Source organism: Pseudomonas grandcourensis (genome assembly GCF_039909015.1).
GTDB lineage: Bacteria > Pseudomonadota > Gammaproteobacteria > Pseudomonadales > Pseudomonadaceae > Aquipseudomonas > Aquipseudomonas grandcourensis.
On the sequence record NZ_CP150919.1, the window covers coordinates 3,182,450 to 3,204,718 of the forward strand.

The 22,269-nt window shown below is 59.1% G+C and carries 14 protein-coding genes and 1 pseudogene; 2 read left to right on the forward strand and 13 right to left on the reverse strand.

Features of this window, described 5'->3' with window-relative positions; all coding sequences use genetic code 11:
• Positions 1-2 precede the first annotated feature (2 nt).
• The 11 genes from AABM52_RS14230 to AABM52_RS14280 all read right to left on the reverse strand — a co-directional run bounded on the left by AABM52_RS14230 (position 3) and on the right by AABM52_RS14280 (position 19,267).
• Positions 3-8,144, reverse strand: coding sequence for a VCBS domain-containing protein (locus AABM52_RS14230; protein ID WP_347912431.1), 8,142 nt, complete (start codon positions 8,142-8,144; stop codon positions 3-5).
• Positions 8,145-8,157: 13 nt separating this feature from the next.
• The gene (locus tag AABM52_RS14235; protein ID WP_347912432.1) at positions 8,158-11,301 is read right to left on the reverse strand and encodes a DUF4347 domain-containing protein; all 3,144 of its coding nucleotides are present in this window, start codon (positions 11,299-11,301) and stop codon (positions 8,158-8,160) included.
• A gap of 217 nt (positions 11,302-11,518) precedes the next feature.
• On the reverse strand, positions 11,519-12,019 hold the full coding sequence (locus AABM52_RS14240) for an outer membrane beta-barrel protein (RefSeq protein ID WP_347912433.1): 501 nt from the start codon (positions 12,017-12,019) through the stop codon (positions 11,519-11,521).
• A 70-nt stretch (positions 12,020-12,089) separates the two neighbouring features.
• Positions 12,090-13,685 carry an EAL domain-containing protein gene (locus AABM52_RS14245; RefSeq protein ID WP_347912434.1) on the reverse strand — a complete coding sequence of 532 codons (1,596 nt, stop codon included), beginning with the start codon at positions 13,683-13,685 and terminating at the stop codon, positions 12,090-12,092.
• Positions 13,686-13,948: 263 nt separating this feature from the next.
• On the reverse strand, positions 13,949-14,962 hold the full coding sequence (locus tag AABM52_RS14250) for a helix-turn-helix domain-containing protein (protein ID WP_347912435.1): 1,014 nt from the start codon (positions 14,960-14,962) through the stop codon (positions 13,949-13,951).
• A 127-nt stretch (positions 14,963-15,089) separates the two neighbouring features.
• Positions 15,090-15,422 (reverse strand): hypothetical protein, encoded by a 333-nt coding sequence (locus AABM52_RS14255; RefSeq protein ID WP_347912436.1) that lies wholly within the window; start codon positions 15,420-15,422, stop codon positions 15,090-15,092.
• Between the two features lie 177 nt (positions 15,423-15,599).
• Positions 15,600-15,890: a hypothetical protein gene (locus AABM52_RS14260; protein ID WP_347912625.1), complete on the reverse strand. Its 291-nt coding sequence runs from the start codon at positions 15,888-15,890 to the stop codon at positions 15,600-15,602.
• Between the two features lie 193 nt (positions 15,891-16,083).
• The gene (locus AABM52_RS14265; RefSeq protein WP_347912437.1) at positions 16,084-16,566 is read right to left on the reverse strand and encodes a hypothetical protein; all 483 of its coding nucleotides are present in this window, start codon (positions 16,564-16,566) and stop codon (positions 16,084-16,086) included.
• Positions 16,563-17,384 (reverse strand): winged helix-turn-helix domain-containing protein, encoded by an 822-nt coding sequence (locus AABM52_RS14270; protein WP_347912438.1) that lies wholly within the window; start codon positions 17,382-17,384, stop codon positions 16,563-16,565. Before AABM52_RS14270 ends, AABM52_RS14265 begins: the two co-directional genes overlap by 4 nt.
• Before the next feature lie 625 nt (positions 17,385-18,009).
• A complete protein-coding gene (locus AABM52_RS14275) occupies positions 18,010-18,471 on the reverse strand; it encodes a hypothetical protein (RefSeq protein ID WP_347912626.1) in 462 nt (153 codons plus the stop codon).
• A 115-nt stretch (positions 18,472-18,586) separates the two neighbouring features.
• Positions 18,587-19,267 carry a DUF3313 domain-containing protein gene (locus AABM52_RS14280; protein ID WP_347912439.1) on the reverse strand — a complete coding sequence of 227 codons (681 nt, stop codon included), beginning with the start codon at positions 19,265-19,267 and terminating at the stop codon, positions 18,587-18,589.
• Between the two features lie 274 nt (positions 19,268-19,541).
• On the opposite strand from AABM52_RS14280, the gene AABM52_RS14285 reads away from it, so the two are divergent.
• Both AABM52_RS14285 and AABM52_RS14290 read left to right on the forward strand, forming a co-directional pair.
• Positions 19,542-20,363, forward strand: a complete 822-nt coding sequence (locus AABM52_RS14285) for a transporter (protein ID WP_347912440.1) — start codon at positions 19,542-19,544, stop codon at positions 20,361-20,363.
• Between the two features lie 34 nt (positions 20,364-20,397).
• Positions 20,398-20,790 carry a GFA family protein gene (locus tag AABM52_RS14290; RefSeq protein WP_347912441.1) on the forward strand — a complete coding sequence of 131 codons (393 nt, stop codon included), beginning with the start codon at positions 20,398-20,400 and terminating at the stop codon, positions 20,788-20,790.
• A gap of 11 nt (positions 20,791-20,801) precedes the next feature.
• On the opposite strand, the gene AABM52_RS14295 is transcribed toward AABM52_RS14290, so the two are convergent.
• Together AABM52_RS14295 and AABM52_RS14300 are read right to left on the reverse strand one after the other, a co-directional pair.
• Positions 20,802-21,224: an MAPEG family protein gene (locus AABM52_RS14295; protein ID WP_347912442.1), complete on the reverse strand. Its 423-nt coding sequence runs from the start codon at positions 21,222-21,224 to the stop codon at positions 20,802-20,804.
• 77 nt (positions 21,225-21,301) lie between these two features.
• Positions 21,302-22,256 (reverse strand): annotated as a pseudogene (locus AABM52_RS14300) (diiron oxygenase).
• Between the last annotated feature and the right edge of the window lie 13 nt (positions 22,257-22,269).

A 22,269-nucleotide genomic window follows, 5' to 3' on the forward strand; every position in this document is an offset into this window, starting at 1 on the left:
CTTCAACTGCCCCGATTGGTCGGGTGCAGACGCTGGGCGGCATTGCGTACCTGCGCGCTGAACCCCCGGGCCGGGCGTGGCTCCTGGGCTTTTTCGCCCTGGGCCGGCCCGTGGGTCATGCCCGCGGGATCGACGACAAACAACGATGGATCCGGCAGCAGGCCATCGGCACTCAGGCCGACGCGGCCATGTCGTCCGAGAATCCAGGCCATTTCCAGTTCACTGTCGAGCCGGCTGTCGCGCACGGCTTCGGCGACGAACTGGCCGGGTACCAACCCCAGTCCATTGCCCAGCGAATCGCTGGCGAACTCGCCACTGGAGCTGATGCGCAAGTTGCTGCCATCGGCGTTCCAGCTGGAGAGTTCATTCAATCGGGCGTTACGTTCGACCACGGGTGTCACGAAGATCGCCGGCACCGGATCGGGGATAAGCAGGCTGCTGCTCTGGCGGTCGAGGTCACGATCGAAGTGATTGCCTTCCGGTGCAGGGATGAAGGGCGTGGCAATGTTCAGAATGATCGCCAGTTCCGCCTGATCGCTGGCTCCGCTCAGATCATTGATGGTGTAGGTAAAGACATCACGAAGCACCTGCCCAAGGCCGGCGGCGGCCAAGACTTGGGGATTGCTCTGGTCGATGGTGTAGGTGTAGGTGCCATCGGCGTTGAGTACCAGGGTGCCGTACAGACCGAGGATCGGCTGGCCGATCACGCCCGCCGTGCCTGTGCCGTTCTCGGCACCGGTGCGTATCGCCACCACTTGCTGGTGATCGTTGCCATCGACGTCGCTGTCGTTGGGCAATACATTGCCCGTCGCTTGCGGTGCCGGGGTTTCGTCGCTGGCAACCGCGCTGTCGTTTTGCGCCACCGGGTTGTCGTCGGCCCCCTGGATGACCACGGTCAGGCGTGCATCCGAAGTGACCCCGGCGGTGTCGGTCATGCGGTAGGTGAAGGTCTCGCTGAGGGTTTCGCCCGCAGTGCGTAGCGCTTGCACCACCGGGTTGCTGTTGTCGATCAGGTAGGTGTAGCTGCCGTCGGCGTTGATGATCATTTGCCCGTAGCGCCCGGTCAGCACTTGCCCTGCGCCGGCGGACTGGCCGTTTTCGCCGGTGACGCTCAGCACCTGTTTGCTTTCGCCGTTGGCCACGCCATCGACATCGCGGTCGTTGGCCAGCACGTTGCCCGTGGCGTTGCTGCCCGGCGTGCCATTGGCCACGCCGCCCGCTTCGACGGCGACAGAGCCGTCGTCCCGGGCAATGGGGGTGTCATTGCGACCATCGACGGTGATGCGCAATTCCGCCTGGCTGCTGGCACCGAAGACGTCGGACAGGGTGTAGCTGAAGACGTCCGTCAGGGTCTGGCCGCTTTGACGCAGGGCCTGGACCACCGCGAGGCTGTTGTCGACGGTGTAGGTGTAGCTGCCGTCGGCATTGATCACCAGGTCACCATACAGCCCGCGCAGCACAGTGCCCACGGTGCCGCCGGTGCCAGTGTCGGCAAGCCCGCCGGTGCGGATCGCCGACACGTTGAGGACGTCGCCTTCGACGTCGGTGTCATTGCCCAACACATTGCCCGTCGGGTCGATGCCGCTCTGGCTGTTGTTGAGGCCACCGGCTTCGACAGCCGTCGACGCATCGTCGCCGGCTACCGGTGCCGAGTTGCGCCCGCGGATGATGATGTGAATTTCCGCCAGATCGCTTTGCCCGCCAAGGTCGGTGACCTGATAGGTGAAGCGCTCATTGAGAAATTGCAGCGGTCCCAGCGCCAGTACCGTGGGGTTGCTGGAGTCGACGACGTAAGTGTAATTGCCGTCGGCACCGATGATCAGTTGCCCGTAGAGACCGTTGATCAAGGTGCCGTTGGTGTTGTCGGTGCCTGGGTCGACCGCATCCAGAGTGCCGCCCGCCGCTTCAGTGCCGAAGCGGATACCGGTGATTTGCAGGCTGTCGCCCTGATCGACATCGGTGTCGTTGGGCAACACGTTATGGGTCGGGTTGACGCTGTTTCCATTGCCGTCACCGGCGACGGCGAGTGCCACATCGTTGGTCGCCACGGGGGCATCCCAGGCGCCGTCGATGCGGATGTTCAGTTGGGCGACATCGGTGGCGCCGGCAGTGTCGCGCATCCGGTAGGTGAAGGTTTCCACCAGCGAATCACCTGCCTTCAGCGCCTGGACAGCGGCCAGGTTGTTGTTGATCACATAGCTGTAGGTGCCATCGGCGTTGATGGTCAGGGTGCCGTACAGACCATCGAGGGTTTGTGTGGTGCCGACCGTGGTGAAGGTGCCCGCGGCGGTTTTGTCGCCACCCCGGACGTCGGTGACGGTCTTGCTGTCGTTGGCGTCGACGTCGCGGTCGTTGGTCAACACATTGCCGGTAGGGTTCAGCCCCGGAGTGGCATTGGCGGTGCCGCCAGCCTCGACGGCCACCGTGCTGTCGTCCGCCGCCAGCGGGTTGTCGTTGGCGCCGCGGATGATGATGGTCAGCGTGGAGGTGTTGCTGGCACCGAAGAGATCGCGCACCTGATAGGTGAAGGTTTCTGTCAGCACGTCAAGAGGCGTGCGCAGGGCCTGGACCCGCAGGTTGTTGTTGTCCACCAGATAACTGAAGGTCCCGTCGCTATTCAACGTCAGGGTGCCGAACTTGCCGACCAGCCCGCTGCCGAGCACGCCGACGGAAGTCCCCTCGTTGAATCCGGTCACGCTGAGCCTTTCGGTACTGCCGTCGACGTCGGTGTCATTGAGCAGCACGTTACCGGAAGGGTTGGTTCCCTGGGTGCCGTTGTTCAGCCCGCCGGCTTCGAAGGCGATGCTGATGTCATTGCTTGGAAGCGGCGTGTCGTCGCGGCCGTGAATGTCGATGTTCAAGGTCGCGCGATCTTCGGCGCCGCTGGCATCGATCACGGTGTAGCTGAAGGCATCCTCCAGCCTTTCGCCGAACCGCAACGCCTGAACCTGCGCCATGTTGTTGTCGAGCCGGTAGCTGTAGCTGCCGTCGGCATTGAGGGTCAGCCAGCCATAGGTGCCGCGCAGTTCGCTGCCCAGGGCGCCGGCTGTGCCGGTTGCGGCTTCGTTGCCGGTACGCACCGAGGACACGGCGCGGGTCTCGCCATAGTCGTGGGCGGGCAGGTCGGCGGGCACCTCGCCACCGTCGACGTCGGTGTCGTTGTCCAGCACGTTGCCGATCGGGTCCAGGCCGGGCTGATTGTTATTGGTGCCACCGGATTCAATGGCGATGGAGGTGTCATCGGTGGCGACGGGGTTGTCGTTCTGGCCACGGATCAGCACGATGATTTCCGCCGAGTCGGTTTCCGGCGTGGGGCTGACGTTGTCGCTGACGGTGTAGGTGAAGCGCTCCAGCAGCAGGTCGCTGCCACGGCGCAACGCCTGGACATCCGCATTGTCATTGTCGAGCGCGTAGCTGTAGCTGCCGTTTGGAAAAATCGTCAGCGTTCCGTACTGGCCAACAATCACCGTGCCGCCCGCATTGACGGCGATTGGCGTGCCTGTACCACCCTCGGCACCGGGCTTGATCAAGATCACTGTCAACGGGTCGCCATCGGGGTCGAAGTCATTGGCCGTGGCGTCGCCGGACGGATCGCGGCCGGCGGTGCCGTTGGCAATGCCGCCTTTTTCAGTGGCAATGGCAATCACGTTTTGCGACACGGGTGGGTCGTTGACACCGTGCACGGTGATGACCAGTTGTGCAGTGTCGGTCAGCCCATTGGTATCGGTGATCCGGTAGGTGAAGAACTCGGTCAGGGTCTGTCCTGCGGCGAGCGCCTGCACAGCGGCATTGGTACTGTCGACATCGTAGAAGTACGAGCCATCGGCGCCGATGCGCAAGGTGCCGAACAGGCCGGTCACCACCGTGCCGTCAGCTGAGGTAGTGCCCGTGGCGACGCCACTCAGGACATCGACGGCCGGGTTGTAAGTCGCTTCGCTTTTATTGATCACCCCGTTGACCAGCAACTGGCTGCTGGGTTGGTCCGCCGCGTCGACGTCATGATCGATACCGTTATCGACAAGTCCGGGGCGGCTCGGGAACTGGACGACGTTGCCGCTCGGGTTGCTTTCGCTGGCATTGTTGTTGCTGGAAGCCGCCTGGGCTTCTGCCTGGTCATCACTGGCCACCGGGTTGTCATTGGCCCCTTGCACGACGATGCGCAATTGCGCCACGTCGTCGAGCCCGCCGGTATCGGTGACCCGGTAGCTGAAGAAATCAACCAGTTGCTCACCGGCGCTCAGGCGCTGAACCCTGGTGTTGTTGTTATCGACCACGTAGCGATAAGTGCCATTGGGGTTGATGGTCAGGGTCCCGTAGAGGCCGACGACGCTGGTGGCAGCGGTAACAGGCGTGAAAGCAGCTGCAATCACCTCCGGGACCGGACGGATGCCGGTCACGGTCCTGGTTTCGCCATTGACGGTGCTGTCCACATCGGTGTCATTGGTCAACACGTTGCCGACCGCGTCGCTGCCCGGGGTGGTGTCGAACACGCCTCCGGCTTCGGCGGCACCGCCATTGTCATTCACGCCCACTGGCGTGTCGTTGGCCCCCTCGATGGTCACGGTCAGGGTGGCTGTGGCGGTGGCACCGGCCAGGTCACTGACAACGTAATCGAAACGATCGGTCAGGGTCTGGCCCGACAGGCGCAGGGCCTGTACGGCGGCATTGTTGTTATCGACAATGTATTCGTAGGAGCCATTGCTGCCGACCAGCAACTGCCCGAACTGGCCGTTGATCACCACCACACCGACGACCGGCGTCTGAATGCCGGCGCCCGGGCCGACTGACAGAACGTGCAACCGGTCGGCATTGGTGGCGATATCGAGATCGGTATCGTTGACCAGCAGATTGCCCCGCGGGTCGACCCCGATAGCCGTGTTGTTGGTACCGCCCGCTTCAACGGCAGTAGCACTGTCATCGACCGCAATCGGTGGGTCGTTGACCGGGGCGAGGATGATTTGCAGGGTGTCGGTGTCGCTCAGGGCATCGGCAGTAGTGCCGGGCAGGCCAGAGCCATTGGCATCGCCATAGTTGCCCTGGTCGTTAGTGACCACGGTCAGGGTGTCGGTGCCGTTGAAGTTCAGGTTACCCAGATAGCGCAGGCTGGCCAGCGCCGTGTTGAGGTTGGCGAGGGTGCCGGTCAGGGACAGGGTGGTCGTATTGGCACCGGTGACCGTCACGCCGGGAACGGTTGCACCGAGGAACAGGGTGCCGTTGAGCACACTCAAGGTTACGCTCAGGTTGCGGCCGGCGACATTCGGGTCGCGGTTGGCGTCGAAGTCGGCGACGCTGATGCCGCCGATGCTCAGAGGCACATCCTCCTGGCCGTTCTGAGTGCCGGGCAGGGTGTTGACCGGTGCGTCGTTCTGTTCGACGTAACCGGCGTTGGCCGCCTGTGTCGCGGCATCGCCCAGGGTGATGGTGATCTGCCCGAGCGTGCCGGCATCGGTGTCGACCCGCACGCGCAAATCCCCCAGCGGCTGCGGGTAGCTCACCAGCCCGGCCGGAACATCAATGCGGAACACGCCCAGGGGCAGCACGCCAAAGTGGTACTGGCCGTTGGCGTCGGTGACGGTGGTGAATGTCAGGTTGTCGGCGGTAGTACCGAGCTGACCGTCGGCGCCGGCCCAGGTCAGGGTGACGGTCTGCCCGGCCAGGCCGGCGCCGTCGGGCGTGGCGCTGGCGGTCGGCGACGCGGTGTCGTTCCACAGGGTGCCGGTTATGACGCCGAGCCCGGCGTTGTCGCGCAGGATGTACTGGTTCGGGCCGACGGTGCTGCCGGTGCGTTCACCGTTCGCCGTGCCGTCGATGCCGACAAAGTTGCCACCCCAACTGGAGAAATCTTCCGGCAGGCTGCTCCAGGTCAGGGTAGCGTTGCTGCTGGCGACTATCGAGGCATTGGGCAGGGTGACCTGATAGCGCACCTGAATCTGTGCGCCCACGTCCAGTTGATCGAAGTTGACACTCAATCCGCCGGAGGTACTGAAGCTCACGCCGGCAGGCAGGTTGCCGGGGCCGAAGCTGGTGCCGTTGAGGGTGACGCTGAGCAAGGTGTAGTTGCTGCCACCGGCAAAGCTGTCGCTGACGCGCGTATCGAACGCCGGCAGGCCGCCGTTCTGGGTGAAACTCAGCTGCACCGTAGCGCTGCCGGTGGTGCCGCTGGGGTTGGGGTCGAACGCGACGATCTGTTTGTCCAGGCCACTGAAGCTCGGTTCGACGATGCGTTCGAAAACGGTGTCGCTGTTGGCCCGGCCCGCGCCGTTGACGATTTCATGGGCCGAGACCGCCAGTTGAGCGCCGCTGATGTTACTGGCGGTGTTGCTGACCCGCACGTTGAACTCGATGGCGATGCCTTCAAGATCGTCATCGTCGGCGCTGTTGACCACGTTGCCGAGGTTGAAAGTCACGACCTGACTGCCGTCGGGATTGGTCACGACGGTCAGGCGGTTCGGGTCGAAGACGCCGTTGGGCGCCAGCCCTGACAGGTCGGGAGTGATCGGCAAGGCTTCGGGACTGTTCTCGTTGCCGTTGACATTGAGCGTGCCACCGACGATCAGGTTGGCGTCGCTGGTCAGCGAGCCGTTGGAAATGAAGGCAATGCGCAACGCATTCACCAGGGCGTCCGGGGAAATGAACTGCAGGCCGTTGGCGAGGGTGATCTGGATCTGATAATTGGGGTTGTTGCCCTCGGGTACCAGCACCACCACCCGGTAGCGAATCACTTCGCCGATGGTCACCTGTTCCACTGCGGTCGTGGTCGGGGCCGGTGCCGCCGTGTCGGGCAAACCGCCGACCCGGGAGATTTCAATGGACTGCGCCACGGGCACCAGCAAGGTCGAAGCATTGCGGTAGTCGTTGAGTGTGCCGCCGTTGATCAGGCCATTGACTCCTGTGCGCTCGCCGCCCTGGGTGCCATCCAGACTGGTCCATTGCACCGTTGCCACGTTGGCGAAGTTGGACGTGGCCGCTGCCGTGGCATTGACCACGCCGGTCACCTGCAAGACGATGCTGCCACCCTTGGCAATGTCGATGTTGGCACCGTTGGCGGTACGCAACTGGCCGCCAACGATCTCGAAACCCACGCCGCCGTTGTTGGTGGCGCCGTTCTGGTACAGCACGCCCACCAACGTGATGTTGCTGAACTGGGTCGGCAGGTTATCGAGAAAACTGATGTCGAATGCCGTGAAGTCGCTGGCAGCGTTACCGTTGCTGATGGTGATCGTGAAGCTGACGGTGTCGCCCTGGTCATAGCCGCCATTACCGGTGGTTGTCGTCAGTGCCTGGCTGATCTGCAGGGTGGGTTCACGCACGATCACCGTAGGTCGGCCGCCGGTGAGTGCCACTGTGCGATCCACCGCGACGTTGCCGTTGGCGGTGTTGGTGTCGGGGTCGCTGTAGATCAATTGCGCGTTGTTTTGCCGGGACACGTTGGCCTGGTTGCCGATGACGTTGTTGGCCACCAGTTGCAGGCGTATCACGAAGGTGTTGTTGCCGGTCTGGTTGTCGGCCGACGCACTGGACACGCTGAAGGTCCAGCGTGCATCCACGCCATCGTTACCCAATGTGCCGCCCTGTCCGCCGAAGCCACTGACCAGCACGCTGCCGGCGAAGTCTGCACCCAGGGCGCCACTGCCGGTGCGGGTGGTGATGATCTGGTAACCCAGGCCGCCGTTGAACGAGGTATCCAGGCGCATGCCCGGTGGGATCAGGTCGTCGATGCGCAGGTTTTGCGTGCTGCCTTCGGGCAGGGTGATGACGATGTCGTAGCGCATGCTTTCGCCGATCACCAGGTCGCTGCCGGTGGTGTGGCCGGCACTGGAGTCGCCATTGTCCAGTGTGCCATCGGCGAACACTTTGCGAATGACCGGCGCGGCGACTTGCTGGTTGGCAAGGTCGGTCAGGTCGGCCGGCGTGAAGTCCGTACCGCCGTTGACGCTGGCATAGTTGCTCAGGGTCGCGGTGGATTGCAGGGTGCGGCTGGCCTCAATGGTATTGCTGACCGCCACGTCGTAGCTGATCACCACCAGATTGGCGCCGCTGGTGTCGGCGGCGGTGCCGCTGCGTCCGGCGAGGAGTGTGGCCTGGCCACCCGCGTCAAGGAAGGTGATCTGGTTGCCGCTCACGCTGTAGTCGGTGCCCAGCACCAGCAGCGTGCCGTCACCCCGGTAGATCTGCAGGTTCGCTGCCGCCGACGAAGCTCAGGCCAGTCGGCAGGGTGATGCTGGTGCTGACATCGAAGGCGCCGCCACCCCCGCTGTTTTCAATGGCGGTGACCAGGCGCAGGCGGTCGCCGCCGTCGATATTGATGATGTTGCCGTCTACGGCCGCCAGGCTGGTGACGCTGCCATTGAAGGGCACGCCAGTGCTGCCCGGAGGGTTCCAGCTGCCGGTGGTGTTGCTGACGGTGCCGTTGGTGCCGGAAACCACACCGTGTTTGATATTCAGCACTGGCTCGGCCACGGACACGATCACCGCGACGTCGGAGGAAATCAGGGTACGGTCGGTGAGGGTGGTTTGCTGGCTCGATTGCGCCAGTACGTCCAGCGAGCGCTGGTCGGCAAAGGGCTGGTCGCCCACGCGCACGCTAAAGCGGATGACGATGCGGCTGCCAGTGGTGTCGGGCGTGGTGAAGCTGCCGAAGTCGAAGACCACCGAGTTGCCGTTGGCACTGGTGACGCTGACCACGCCGCCGGCATTGGTGTTGCCGGGACCGATTTGCCATTGGCCGACATCGCTGCCCGTGGCCCAGGTCACGCCGGTCACGTTGAACAGTGGCAATGGCAGATAGGCCGTGAGCTTGAACTGTTCGTAGTCACCGGTGACCAGGTCGTAGCTGAGCTGGAACGTCACTTCATCGCCAGGGCGCAGTTCACCGCTGGCCGGCGGGGTGCCGTTATTGACCTCGACCAGGCTGATATCGACGACGCTGGTCGGGATCACGCTGGTGGTCGCCGAACCATCGGTTTCGCTCTGGCCGGTGAGGTTGAGGGGGTCTTGCAACAGGGTGCCATCGACCACCGCACTGTTCCCCAGTTCGTCGCCCTCGTTGATTTCCGGCTGCGGGTTGCCTGAAGGTGGTTTGTAGGTCTGGCCGACGATGGCCGAATAGCTGAGCACCGCCAGCATCGCGCCTTGAAGTTGCTGGTCAAACGCCAGGTCGCCATTGAGCCAGCCACGCAGGGCAAACGAATTACGCAACGACTGGGCAATGTCGAACGCCATCGATGTGCTGCCGTCGGCGTTGTTGACGACGGTGGTGACCAGGGTAATGGTCTGCGTGACGCCGTTGATGGTAACGGTCAGGGTCGGGGTGCCGGTCAGCGTCTGGCCGTCACTGAGTTGGTCGCGAATGATCAGTTGCCCTGCGTTGAAGGCGTCCTTGCCGAAGGCGAAGTAGTCGGAAATGGCCAGGTTCAGGTTGTACTGCAAGGTGTCGCCGGGGGTGATGCCGGTGTGGCCGATATCGTTCTGCACGGTGACGGTCTTGAGCAGCGTGATCGATTTGGCGATGAACTGCGTGGTGACGCCGGAGCCGCTGAAATCGATGGTGGTGTTCGGCGCGGTGACGTCCCGTGGGTCAAGCGGTACCCATTGACCGGACGCACTGGGGGCGTCGAGGGTGATGGCCACATCGTCGCCGGTGACCGGGTTGATGACCGGCAGGCCGTTGGCGTCGACTTCCGGTACATAGAACGCGACCACGGTATCGGTCTTGCCCGCAAGGCTGGCATAGGTCACGGAAAACGAGCTGAGATACACGTTGTCGGCGGCGATCAGCACGGCGATTTGGGCCGGGTTGGTGACCACCGTGCCATCGTGCAGGGTAATGGAGGTCAGGCGGCCACCGGCCCCGGGGGTAATGGCGGTGACTTGAACATTGTCCGGCAACGGCTGGGTCACCACGACATTGGACAACGTCTGGCCCGGGGCGGGGGTTACTGAGAGGGTCAAGGTACGGCCATAGTTCGGGCCGGTCGCGGTTTCACCCTCCGGGGTGCTCAGGGTTTCATCGAAGGTGATGACCGTCGGATGCACCACAAACGCGGCGGTACCGGCCTGAATCAGGCTGGGATCGTTGGTCGGGTTGTCCAGGGCGTCGTTACCGAACTCAAAGCCGCCGCTGGTGCGGATGGTCAGGTCCGGGGTGCCATTGGAAAAACTGGTGTCGGCCAGGTTGCTGAGACTGGCGTTGATCTGTACCGGGATGACGGGTTGTGCGTTGGTGACGCTGGCAAAGGGCAGTTCGATGACCACCAGTGTGTCGCCGGCGCGCATGCCGTAGGTCGACGCGTTGATGACCAGGAAGTTGCCGTTGGCGTCTTTCGCCAACGGGTGAGTGGCGTTGCCCGACGCGTCGAACGTTACCAGGTGGCTGACCAGGTTTTGGCCAAGGTAACTGGCGGAGATGAAGTTAACGCCGTCATTACCGTCCCGGCCGGTGGTCGGTAGCGCCAGGTTGATGAAGGGGGCAAAACCGGTCTGGGTGGAGGTGTTGCTGAAGTTCACGGTAAACGAGAAGTTGTCACCCAACAATACATTGCTGCCGGCGACGGGCAGGCTCGCGGTGGGTGCGGCATCGGCCAACAAGCCGTCGAAACTGGCCATGGCGGCGCTGCTGATCGCAATGCTCTTGTCGATATCGCCGACTCTGGTTTCCAGTGTCCAGTCACCGCCGGCCCGGGTGCTGCCAGTGTCATTGCTGGAGGCGGCCACATCGGCGCCGGTCCAGCGGGCCAGTTCGGTGACCAGGGTTTTGCCGGCCATGCCCGCGCCGATGTCGCAACCATAGAGCTGGATATCCGCGCCCTGGGTCAGGTTGTTGCGCCATTGTCCGAGGGTCTGGCCGAGTTGGTCGACGTTATCCGAGGTGATGGTGCGATTGCCCAGGGTGAATTGCCCGGCGGCGCCGTGGGACATGACCTGGATCGAATCGACTTTACCCAGTTGCGCCAGCGCCGCGGAAATCGCCGCCAGGCCATCCTCACCGACGTTGACCACTATGGCGGTGACATTGCCCGGCAATTGGGCCAGCAGTTGATCGCGGTTTTCGATACGGCTGTCGAGCACCAGCAGGCTGCGTGCAGCCGATGGTGCCTGCTCGGTGGCGGCACGGCCTTCGGTCGGGGTCGCATGAGGAACGGGGGCGTCAACCGCTGCAGGCGAGGCAGTCGGGTCAGAATGCTGCTGATCGGCCGTCGCGGAAGCGGCCGCACCGTCGAAAAGAATCCTTGGTTCCAGCGCAAGCGCCTGGCGTTGCGGACGAAGATGAACGCCTGAAAATGAACGTCCTGACCCTTGCATAGTGAGGCCCTCTGCCTACGCGGTTAACAATCCATTGATACCAAGCCCACTACTGGACTCGTTGAGCGTAGGACGTTTCTGTAGCTTTTCCAGTGTGTTAGCGAACTTTGCAAAAGTCCCGGGAAGGACTCCGGGAATTTGGCGTAAGTGGCTTTTTGGCACTATGCGGGGAGGGAGGACGTTGAGCGACCGGCAAGGCCGCTCGGTTGCAGCGGTGTCAGAAAAGCATGTAGGCGGATGCGGTCGTCTGATTCAGGTCGATCTCTCCGACCTCCAGGACTTCGTATTCAGCGCGCAGGCCGATGTTGCGAAAGACATCGACCTCCAGGCCGACACCGTAGGTCAGGTCAACCCCGGTATCGTCGTCGGTGGCATTGCCGTCGGCGTCCCAGGCGTGAGCGCCGACACTGCCGAACACCCGCATCCGATCACCCAACGGAAAGCCGAGATGGGCGGCAGCCTGGGCCGACTTGCCTTCGAAATCGACATTCTTGTCCTTGAATTGACCCAGGTCGACGTAGGCACCCTCGAAGGCCAGGTAGTTGTTGACGCGATACCCGGCATAAACCTTGTAGCTGGTGTCGTCGTCGTCCAGTCTGGATTCGTCGGTCTGTATGCTGCTTACGCCAGCTCCAAGATATAAACCTTTGTCATCAGCGAGCGCCTGAAAAGACAGCAGCGATAGCAATGAAGCGAAGCCAAGGTTTCGAAGTAGCATGTGTGGTGGAGTCCTTGTACAGGGTTGTCTGGTGTTAGGGTTCGGCGAGCATTTGAGGGACCATGCGGGGTTAATAGAAGTCATTGATTGATATTTTTGGGTCGTAGGGCGGGATGTTTGCCGGGCATTGAAAGTAGCGTCTTGCCAACGCCTGGATTGGCAGCGCTTTGCAGAACAACCAGCCTTGCGCCAGTAGAACCCCTTCCGAAACCAGATGCGGCAGTTGCTCCTGAGTCTCGACACCTTCGGCTACGACCTTGAGCCTTAGCGACTTGGCCAACCGGGCAATGTGGCGCCACAAGGCGTCCTTGGCCGCGATCCTGTCGTCTGCGATGAATGAGCGATCTATTTTCAGAATGTCGAAAGGCACTGAATCGAGGAGCGAAAGGTTGGAATAGCCGGTGCCGAAGTCGTCCACGGCAATGCGGTGTCCGCACGCACGAAGCCGTCGCAATTGCATGGCGGCAGGCTTCTGGTCGAGCAGGGTCCTTTCGGTGATTTCAAAGGTCATGGCGGACGCAGGCATGTTGTAGGTTGCGAGAACGCTGGCCACATAGTCCGGGAAGTTCGGGTCCTGAATATCCTGGGCGCAAAGATTGACCGTAATGTAGAAGTCCTTGCAGGCCCAAAGGTAGGTGCTGTAATCCTCCGCCACTTGTCGAATCACCGAACGTGTAAGTTTGCGGATCAAGTCGGACTTTTCCGCCACCGGGATGAAAACATCCGCAGGCACTTGGGTGCCGTTGTCGTTCCAGTGGGAAAGTGATTCGGCGCCCACCAGATAGCCCGTCGTCAAATTGACGATAGGCTGGTAGTGAACGCCCAGGGTGTTGGCTTTAAGGGCATTGCGCAGCCGTACGGCGGTAGAGGTGTAATGTCGTTGAATACACCTTGCGAGCAAGAGCAGAGCTGTGAACACGCACGCAAGGCCAATGAATAATTTGAATTTGAGACTTGTCAGGTAGCTCAACGGAAGAGAAATGACGGAGATCAGTTCATTTCGGTTGCCTGCAAAGGCGATCAGGACCTTGTCTGCCGAGGTGACCAGTTCTTCCAGGTGGAACGGCTTGCGCATCGTCAGCGGATTGTGGCCCGTAGAGGCAATGGGCACTGCGCCGCCGGGGCCGATGAGGTCCAGTTGCAGGTCCTCGGGAAACTTCAGATTGTCGAGCAGGATCTTCTTGTTTGCCCAGACGTAGGTTGACTGTTCCGACACAATGATAAAGTCGGTGTCCGCAGAAACCCTGTTCCCGGCATCCACCCAATAGGTTCGCTTTCCAACGGAGAACTTGCGTTTCTCGCTACCGGCCAGTATCGACGGGAGTTCTTGTCCGTAGGAGGAACAGACTTTGCCGTTGGGCAACTGGATTGCCGCTTGATCAACGAATCGCAGGTTCTTGACCAGGTCAGCCAGTTGCGAGTATTGCTCGACGGAGCATTCCTGACCCGAACGATCAAGATCGCCGAGGGTTTCCAGTACTTTGTCGATCTGCGCATTGGGCTCCACTTGAGCAGCACGCAGATCGGCATAAACGTTATTCAACTTCCGTGCAATGAATGGCTCCGCGAGTCCTCCGGCGCAGAGCCATGCGGCCCAACCCGCTGCAGCAATCAGACAGACAGTGATTGCGTGCCTTCCAAGTAACGCTTTATATGTGGCAACCATCGACAAACCCCGAGGTATCATTATTTCACTGTGCATCCTGTGGTCGCGGATTAAACGACTTCAGTACCAGTCAATTACCCAGGCCAATAAGATGCCGCTTGCATAGACGGCAATGCACAGTGCGATTTTCTGCTTGAGTGGCAGCGTGTTTATTCGATGTTGCATGCTTATCTCCTTAAGTAGGCAAATAAGCAATTTTGGATACCTGTGGTTAATCAAGAAAAATCATTAATCATCATTTACGGGGCTTTGATAAATGCCTGTTAACGATAATTTCTAGCGCCAGCGACCTTGTTGTAAGCGGGCGAGGTCGTGTTCCTGGGCCTGTCTGAGTTGCGCCGGGCCGTTTCCGACGGTGTCTCTCCGTAAGCCATCTGATACGCCTTGGAAAACCGGCCCAGATGGTGAAAGTTCCAGAACATCGCGGTTTCTGTGACGGTGGGCCAGGTTTTATTGATCAGGTCGCGACGGGCGCTCGCGAGTCTCAAGTTTCTGATATAGGCGATTGGCGACATCCCGAACGTTTCAATAAAGCCAAAGTGCAGGGTGCGAGTCGTGGTTTCCAGTTGCCTCACGAGCGATTTTATAGTGAGCGTTTTTTTTGTATTTTCATGGATGTACTGTATGGCTTGTATCGCCACCTTTCTTCTTGTCGGGACTTTGCGACTGACACCGCCTGCGGGTGTCAATGACCGCAACAGAGAAGCGAGTACCACACTTTCAATTGCCGAACCCTCTGCTTCGCTGCGTTGTGCTGAAGCAGCGTCATTGATGTCGACACAGCAAGCGCTGATGGCTTGAATGGCCGATTGTATGAATTGAAAGTTTTCAGCCTGGAAGCTGTGTTGTGTCCTGTTTGCAAGGATATCCATGACAGGGTGATGTTGGCGGCACCGGTCATAGTTTTCCAGTGTCGTGGTGATGGTGAACAGTGTTTCATTCGGTTCGCAGGTGTAATGCACCGATTCATCGCTGTGCAATACGATGACTTCGTCAGGTCGTAGTTTGTGATCGTTTACGACGGGGCGGCCAATCGGGGCCTGGGAGATGGCGAATGTCACACATCCGGCAGGGACAGAACTGACCAGGGTCACGGATGAGTCGAACTCAAGGCGACTGCACTGCAGTTGCGGACTGTGAAACAGTTTGTGTTGCCGAATGCGCGCCTCATGTTCAATCGGGATAAGGCTCATTTCCCATTTGCCTATTGTTCTATTCAGTTGGCTCGGCAATGCGGCAGACAAATGAAAGATCTCGTCGGGCGGTGCGATACTCATGAAGTTGAAGGCTCATCTGTTAAATGATTAGGGTCAAGCCTGACGGGCAGTCAGGGAGAAGATACGCGATCGGGCGTTCTTTCTGACGGTGAGTTCGACCCCGTTTCCATTGGCTTTGAACGGGTTGTCAGAGTCCCCGGATCAGTTCCAGTTCTGCCGAAAATACGTACTTGCTGTCCAACGGTGAGTCGTCCATGTGTTGAACGTTGCGCGGATCGATTTTTGAACTGAAGATCTGCGATTGGGGTTTCATCGGGTCAATGGCGGCTGCTGTAAAGGCGTGAAAGTCGTCAATACGATAACCGGTTTTTACCTGATAGCCATTTTTCACGGTACTTGGGGCCTTCTTGTTGGTTTCGACACTCGTCAATTTGGCACTGTAGACGCCCTTGTCGTCGGCCATGGCCTTGAGAGAAAGCAATAAACCAAACGACACGGTGACGAAGTTTTTCAGTAGCATCGAGGCGATTCCTTATTAACAGTTAATTCAGGCAGAGCAGAATGTCAGCTGCATCTCTGCCACGACTTGGGCTGCAAATAATCTCACTGTGATGGTGCCTGCCAAAGTCAATAACTCATATTTGCCAGGTCGCCGGAAGAGGCCGGTCACTGCTTGCCCCTGCGAATACAACGCTCCTTAAAGCAGAATGAGCGAGTTGGCGTAGCTCATGCCGGTATCACTTTGTGGTGGGGCAGGGAGAGTGGAATCACTGTTCTGCTCGTCCGTTTGATACTCATTCTCGCTGTGAATTTTCAGATGCGACAGTTTCTGGCTGTCATCCGGGCTTGTTTCAATTTCATAATATTCAATGGTCGTGCTTTCGACGGAGCGCTCGTCGTGCGCCAAGGAATAAAGTGGCATGGCAGACAGAAAAAAGGCCGCCAGGAATCCAAAAGTCGTCGATGTATGGGTTCGCAGGAAATGCATGGTTTTCACTTGACTCTCCTGTATAGGGCATTGTCCCGGGCGAGAATCAAGCAGGCTCGATTCCAAGGATTATCGGCGAGGGATTTTTGGCAGGAGAGGCGTTTGATTCAAATCAATAAGCGTTATTTTTGTTTGAGCAGTTCTTTGATGTGAACCTGTGCCACGCGGGTGTCAAGTCGTTGCGGGAGGCCGATTAATGGTTCATGCAGCGCAAGCGACCAAGTTCATGTATGTAAAAACACACGGCGTTTTTATCCTGGGTCGGGATCAACTCGTAGTTTAGAATGGCGCCTTCTTGCAAGACATATTGACGCCTGAAGAACAGGTCAGGGGTCTTTTCAATGGCAAAAAGTTCATTGTCCTGGCTGAGTTTGATATTGCTGACTTTGATCTCGACGTGTTTATTGCTTTCTCCGATTATATTCGCCGAGATGGTCGCATTGCGGATTTTTCCATTCAGGCTTTCCAGCGTGGTCCCGGTGAGTCGACCATGCCCGATAGTGAGGTACTCTTCGGTGTTGAGTTGGTTGAGATCCTCCAGCCATTGTCGGGATTTTGTCTGGTAGCTGATATTTTCCATGTAGTGCGAAGGAGAGTAAAAAAGTGAGAAAATGCACAGTGCATTGATCAAGCCTATAAGAGGCCAGTGAACGGCTTGCGGAATTTCAAACTTCATAAGGTGATTTCCAAACATTGGCGAATCATCAAGGCGAGGTCTCTTTCACTGCTGTTCAATTGCAGATTGGCAGTGCTTTGATCCTGGCGAATGCACGAAACGGAATAATTGGCTTTATACAGGTTGATCCAGACCTGGCCCTTCAGGTTTGGCAGTAGCTGTTCAGTTTGTTTGACCGACAGATCCATCAGCGTTTGAGCCTCGGCAAGATCGCTGCCCACGGCGTGTATGACCAGTCCATTCTTGTCGATACTGGAAATTTCAATTTTTGGCGCGTCGAAGTCGAATTGAAAAACAGTAAAGGCAACGACTGCCAGCGTAACGACATAAGCGATCAGATGGGCCTTTGTAAGGCGGGTGGATTGACTGGTTTTACCTGAAGATGCCAATGGTTCATCACCACCCGGTGGCGGTAGTTGCTCAGTGGCGGGCGCGGGTGGCGGCGCTGTTTCCTCTCGGGGTGCCGGTACGTCTGCCTCTGCATCGACTACGCATTGCCGGTTGAAGCAATATCCTCGTCGAGGAACAGTCATCAAGATCTCGTGATCTCGACTGTCATTGAGAATATTGCGCAGTGAGAAAACCGTTTGATTCAAACTGCCGGAGGCAACCACGCGGTCATTCCAGGTGTAGTCGATGATTTCATCGCGGCTTTTAGTGACACCCGGCTCCATGAGCAGCAGGTCCAACAGGCGCGACTCAGCTCTACCTAGCGTGGAATTCTGTACATCTCCATGGGGTGTTGTAATGGAAAGCATGGCGTTGTCGGGGTCGAATACCGCCATGGCGCCATTTTTCAACTTGAAGGTGTAGCTCATAGAAATCTTCCGTTCAGGCGGTGCTGGCCTGAGTATAGGGGCCGGATTTGGCTCGGTACATTCTGGTCCGGGAAGTGAACGAAGATGAGGGCCAGGCGGAAGGTGCACTGTGCGTTGCATTTACAATGCCGGACTGGCTCGTTTCAGAGGCGCGCGTTTCGGCAAACAGCCCGGCCTGTCAGAGGTATCAGTTCAATCAAACAAAGAAAAAGCATTGCTGGATGATCCATGGTTTTCGATTTGGACACCATGAATAATGCTTGGAATGGATTAACTGTGCTATCCGAAAACTGCAAGCTCGAGCAGGTGGGTTTGCGCGCGGCCAGGCCTGAATGAACTAACCTCGTTGTTCCGACTGGCCTCAATTGCAGTTTGAATTATTGGGATACAAATTAATTATTGTATTTTTGCGCACCAGGCTTGCTAAAGATTATTTTTGATTCTTATTAACTTTGAACCAGAGACGTTAACGATTTAAATGGATCTCGAGGAGCGTTGACGCACAACGCGGTCATCGTTTGTTTGTCGCGGCGTAAACGATCCTCACCTCTCGTTCTACGACTTTGCCCCGGGTCCTTTCATGAAGGCCCCGGGGCTTTTTTTGAGCGGGTGCAAGTGGCCAGGATCAAGGCAAGACATCGTAGCCACGTTGTTGCAGGCAACTGCTGTAGACGGAGTTGTTGGCGGTGATGCTTTGTTCGCTCTCATTCATATCCTGCCGGCGCTCCTGACGTTGTCTGGAGCCTCCCACGACGGCGCCGGCAACTGCGGCACTGTGTGCGCGGTTCTGGCGATAGTCTTGCTTGGTATCGTCGTCGATCTGGTCATAGAGGTTTTCATGCTGGCGGCCGCGAACTTCTGCCGCCGCTGCACCTGCGACCGCGGCGGTTGCGGCGCCCTTGACCCGGCCACCGGAAGGCACGGTGCCTTGCACCGGATGCTGCGCGTTGGCCTGGGATTGGCAGGCACTGGTGTCCTGCGCGATGGTCTGGGAGGTCTGACCTTTGAGGGGAATCACTGTTGCAGCCAGGGCGCTGGTGCTCAGGAACAGCATCAGGATCGCCAGGGTATGGGCCGGAATTTTCATCATTGAGTCTCGCGTCAGGCGTTGGCACGGCTAACGGTTTGTCAGAGGGAAAACGCGGCGGGGTATCACATTGAAACCCCATGCCGGTCTGCTTGCGATGGGGTCTGCCTGCGGGTCAACGCTTGAGGAGGAGGGCCTGCATATCGTCTGTCATGCCTTTGAGTGCAACCTTGAAGTCATTGGCAACAATCGGCTGCTCGGCATTCTTGACGGTCTCGCCGAATACCTTGCGCACGATTTTCGCGACCGGCATCCCGGTTTTGGCGTCGATCAGGTTGGCTTCGATGTACATCTCGGCGGTCTGATCCCGATGCCCGGTGGCTGCTTGTGTCGCCCCGACAATGGCGCCGATTGGAACAGCCTCATACCAGTGCATGCCTTCATTGTTGGCGCTGACGTGAGTGATCGCGGCCTGCAGAATCAGCGACCGTGAATCGCTCGGCGCAAGCTGCGGATAAGGGACGATCGCATAGCGACGGGCAAAGGCGGTCTTGACGCTGTTGCTGGTCATCAATTGCAGGTCTTGCAGGGTCTTCAGGCTGACGCGCGCGGTCGGCTGCAGCGATGGATACAGTTCCATCTGCCGGAACACCACAGTGGAGTACGCGCGAGGATCGAACCCTGGCGAGACCCAGCGCAATACTTTCTGCTCACTCGGCGTAGTTTGCTCCTCCAGGCCCTGGTAGTTGCCCAGGAAGCCCGAGTATTGCTCTTGCTGCGCGACTTTCGAGACACAGCCGACCTGAAATACACAGCTCAAAGCAATTCCCGCAATCCATTTGTTCGACATGCCCATGTGTTTGGTTCTCAAGTGATGAAAGTTGTCATTCGGGTTCCGACCTGGCCCCGGGCGCCTTGTATTCAGGCACTGGTACTCGCCGGTCGGTTTCGCAAGGCAGGTGCTTGCACGCCGGTCAATGCGGGCCGAATGCTGCCCGTAGCGGCGGGATAATCCGAATCAATAACTCTCATAAACTGTTAAACACACGGCCGGGAAAAATTGCACTTCGATCACAGTTGCCTACGCTAATCCTTTGCAACGCCGGTTTTGGCCTCTACAGGTGAGTGAGATGGATTTGAAAGAAGGATGGACGGGTACCGTGTCGACACTCGTCGTTGCGTTGGGCCTCATCCCGATGGCTCAGGCCGACGATTCGGCAGAGTTGGCGAAGAAAGCCCTCAACCCGGTCGCGGCGATGTACAGCCTGCCCGTGCAGTACAACTGGGACCAGAAGATGGGGCCGACCGGGGAGGGCATGCACAGCGTCACCAATATCCAGCCTGTACTGCCGTTTGCCTTGAACGAAGACTGGAACCTCATTTCCCGGACCATTCTGCCGATCATCGACCAGCACGGCCTTGCCCCCAATGGCGCAGCGGACAAATCCGGCAGCGGCGACATCACCCAGAGTTTTTTCTTTTCACCGACCAAGCCCACGGAAAGTGGCTGGATACTCGGCGGCGGTCCGGCGTTGTTGATACCGACCGGCAGTGACGAGTTACTCGGCAGCGAGCAATGGGGCCTCGGCCCGACGGCCGTGGCGTTGAAACAGTCCAATGGCTGGACCCGAGGCATTCTGGCCAACCATATCTGGGGCCTGGACGGCAGCCCGCCAGACAACAAGGAAAAGGTCAACCAGACCTTCCTGCAACCCTTCCTCTCGTACACCACCCATACGTTCACGACCTACGGGGTGAACACCGAGTCGACCTACAATTGGCAATCGCGCGAATGGTCGGTACCGGTCAACCTCACGGTCACTCAACTGTTGAGGATCGGCGGTCAACCGCTGACGGTGCAGGCCGGCCCGCGCTACTGGCTCGACAGCCCGGAGGACGGCCCGCAAGGCTGGGGCTTTCGCGCCGCCGTGACGCTCCTGTTTCCACGCTGATACGCCGTTTCGGACGGCCTGGAGGAGACACCCCATGGACCGATTCACCGGCGGTTGTTTGTGCGGCAAGGTGCGCCTGGTCGCGTCGGGGCGCCCGTTCCGGGTTGGCGTTTGTCACTGTCTCGACTGCCGCAAGCATCATGGGGCGCTGTTCCACGCGTCCGCGATATTTCATCAGGATGCCGTGACGATCGAGGGCGAGACCCGTGACTACGCCGGGCGGCATTTCTGTCCGCACTGCGGTTCGTCGGTGTTTTCGCGCAGCGCAGACGAAATCGAGGTGAATCTTGGATCCCTGGATGCCCCTGACCAGTTGACGCCAACCTACGAGAGCTGGACCGTGCGGCGCGAGGCCTGGTTGCCGGCGTTTGCGCTCACCCGACATTACGAGCGCGATCGAGACAGCACGGGGCGTTTTGAGGATTAACGGGCACATATTCATATGCCATCACCAAAGGCTATGACAATAAGCGCGAGAAAACACACCAGCTGAACGCTAAAGAAAGTAAACCGAACCGCCACGAACGCATTGGTTTGCTCATGGGACACGTGAACCAATGACTGGCACACGCGAGCGATCAGGACGAGCGTGGACAAGTAGTTCACTGCGGCGCCATTGATATCAAGGGCTGTAATCACGAATACGATGACGCCAAAGACAGGCAGGTTTTCCACACAGTTGGCGTGTGCCCTGGTCCCGCGCCGATACCAATCCTCGCCTTCGAGCCGATCGCTGCGGAAAGAGGCGATCGGAACGCTGGAGAACAGGATCCCGACCCAGCGATAAACCCCGACGGTTGCCATCAACAGCAGCAAGGTCCAGGTCGCAAACCCAAGCAGCATCCACATCGGTATCGTCATGGCCGCCATCCTCGATAGATCATTATCAGCACATCACCCGCAGTGCGACCGACGAGCAGTCGGTCGCGCGCTGTCGGTCAATTGCTCATGATGGGTGCCAGCGCAGTCTGAATCCGGGTCATTTGTGCGGGCGTTGTCATCTGCGTCAGCAGTCGGCCGAAGTGTGGATGCCGTACGCCCGAGATAATGTATTGCCAGCGGTAGGCATTCAGCACGCAGGCCTTGATTTGCGCGGTCTCATCGACACTGAACGATCGTGAAGCATTACTGATGAAGTAGTCGGCATCGGCAGCCGATTGTGCCTGCAGGATTGCGTCCACGGCCGCCACCAGCGCAATCAGGTCATTCACTGCCAGGTCGCGCTCGGCCGGCGAGAGTTTCGCGTGCTCGTCCTGCCATTCCAGTTCATCGAGTACGACGTGGCGGCTTTCATCCTTCCAGTGGAACTTGAAGACATCCTTGAACAACGGGCAAAGTTCTTCGCGCGGGGCGATGCTTTGCACGTAGTGCGCCTGAACGAACAGCTCGATATGGCAGGTCAGCGCCAGCACCGACCAGGTGCTGGCGGCCAGTACCGCGCGCGCAACATCGTTTGGATCGGCAACCTGACGATATCCCGCTGGCAATCTGGAACTCATCATCGTTTCCATGCGCCGGAACAGTTCCTGATGCTTGATCTCGTCGTTGGAAAAACGCACCAGCGCTTCAAGCGCCAGTTGATTGTCGAATACATGGGCCCGACCCTGATCGAGCATCTTGGCACTGATGAACCGCTCGACCAGACCAAAGATGTACGCATAGGTCCGGCCCTGAATCTGGCTGAGCAGACGCGCCTCGGCTGCATCGAGAAAGGTCAGGCGGTCGACCTGCGACAGTCCGTCGGGGAGGAATTTGCGCGAGAAGTCGAAACGGCGGTCCTGGAGCAGATCGCAGATCGATCTGCCATTCGGTCTTTTTCGAAGACCTGACCATTTGCGCATAACGGGCGGTGTTGCCTGACGCTGAGCCGGGTAGTGTAACGACGCTGTTCATATGGATCTCCTGC

Coding starts and splice junctions, on each gene's coding strand:
- AABM52_RS14255 (WP_347912436.1), bottom strand. CDS start 15,422: ATGCTACTGAAAAACTTCGTCACCGTGTCGTTTGGTTTATTGCTTTCT.
- AABM52_RS14260 (WP_347912625.1), bottom strand. CDS start 15,890: ATGCATTTCCTGCGAACCCATACATCGACGACTTTTGGATTCCTGGCG.
- AABM52_RS14265 (WP_347912437.1), bottom strand. CDS start 16,566: ATGAAGTTTGAAATTCCGCAAGCCGTTCACTGGCCTCTTATAGGCTTG.
- AABM52_RS14240 (WP_347912433.1), bottom strand. CDS start 12,019: ATGCTACTTCGAAACCTTGGCTTCGCTTCATTGCTATCGCTGCTGTCT.
- AABM52_RS14235 (WP_347912432.1), bottom strand. CDS start 11,301: ATGCAAGGGTCAGGACGTTCATTTTCAGGCGTTCATCTTCGTCCGCAA.
- AABM52_RS14275 (WP_347912626.1), bottom strand. CDS start 18,471: ATGAAAATTCCGGCCCATACCCTGGCGATCCTGATGCTGTTCCTGAGC.
- AABM52_RS14270 (WP_347912438.1), bottom strand. CDS start 17,384: ATGAGCTACACCTTCAAGTTGAAAAATGGCGCCATGGCGGTATTCGAC.
- AABM52_RS14280 (WP_347912439.1), bottom strand. CDS start 19,267: ATGGGCATGTCGAACAAATGGATTGCGGGAATTGCTTTGAGCTGTGTA.
- AABM52_RS14245 (WP_347912434.1), bottom strand. CDS start 13,685: ATGGTTGCCACATATAAAGCGTTACTTGGAAGGCACGCAATCACTGTC.
- AABM52_RS14250 (WP_347912435.1), bottom strand. CDS start 14,962: ATGAGTATCGCACCGCCCGACGAGATCTTTCATTTGTCTGCCGCATTG.
- AABM52_RS14285 (WP_347912440.1), top strand. CDS start 19,542: ATGGATTTGAAAGAAGGATGGACGGGTACCGTGTCGACACTCGTCGTT.
- AABM52_RS14295 (WP_347912442.1), bottom strand. CDS start 21,224: ATGACGATACCGATGTGGATGCTGCTTGGGTTTGCGACCTGGACCTTG.
- AABM52_RS14290 (WP_347912441.1), top strand. CDS start 20,398: ATGGACCGATTCACCGGCGGTTGTTTGTGCGGCAAGGTGCGCCTGGTC.